At 68.4% G+C, this 690-nt stretch carries 2 protein-coding genes; both read left to right on the top strand.

Annotation, left to right across the window (positions count from 1 at the left end; all coding sequences use genetic code 11):
- Positions 1–129: 129 nt before the first annotated feature.
- Positions 130–351, top strand: coding sequence for a hypothetical protein (locus ACFPOB_RS31210; protein WP_377801747.1), 222 nt, complete (start codon positions 130–132; stop codon positions 349–351).
- On the top strand, positions 351–690 hold a 340-nt coding region (locus ACFPOB_RS31205; protein ID WP_377801748.1), incomplete at its 3' end, for a phage protein GemA/Gp16 family protein. The genes ACFPOB_RS31210 and ACFPOB_RS31205, both read left to right, overlap by 1 nt.

Raw genomic sequence — 690 nt, 5'->3', positions numbered from 1 at the left:
TATGACATCGCCGAGCGGATGATGCCGAAGGCGCTGCGTCGCGCCGACATCTTCTCGCGGCGTAGCCGGCCGGGCTGGACCGCCTGGGGCGACGAAGCCGACAAATTCGACAGCGAGGCCGCCTGACCCATGGCCCGCTTCCTCTCCTCCCGTCCCGCCCCGTCCGACGCCGCGCCGCTGATGGCGCTGCTGGCGCAGGGCGAGCTTGCGGAGGTCGAGGCGGAGCGCGAGCGGCTGAAGGCGGTGATCGCGAGCATCGCACCACGTCGTTCCACGATCATTGAAGGCCGCTTGAAGCGACTGACGCGCAAGGCGCTGGAGCTCCAGGTCGCGATCAGGAGATGCAGCTGATGAGCCATCGCGACATGCTGGCGAAGATCCACATCGCCAAGAAGGACCTGGCGCTCGACGACGAGGCTTATCGCGGCTTGCTGCGGCGAGTAGGCGGGGTCGAGAGTGCCCGCGATCTCTCCGATCGCAAGGCCGACGATGTCATTGCCGAGCTGAAGCGCTTGGGCTGGAAGCCGAGGGCCTCGGCACGGCCGCCGGCGCAGCGCGCGGATCTGCGCAAGCTCTATGCGCTCTGGGGGGCGCTCCACGCCGGCCCGCTTGATCGCGACGCGCTGCGCAGCTGGGTTGCAACCCGGTTCAAAGTCTCGGCACCGGAATTCCTCAAGCCGGCGCAGACCC

Origin of the sequence: Allobosea eneae (assembly GCF_042657265.1) — a bacterium.
Taxonomy (GTDB): domain Bacteria; phylum Pseudomonadota; class Alphaproteobacteria; order Rhizobiales; family Beijerinckiaceae; genus Allobosea; species Allobosea eneae.
The sequence above is the reverse complement of the archived record's forward strand: the minus strand, read 5'-3'. Positions and strand labels throughout refer to the sequence as shown.

Bases quoted from the DNA above. Each gene is read 5' to 3' on its own strand.
- ACFPOB_RS31210 (WP_377801747.1), top strand. From the start codon at position 130: ATGGCCCGCTTCCTCTCCTCCCGTCCCGCCCCGTCCGACGCCGCGCCG.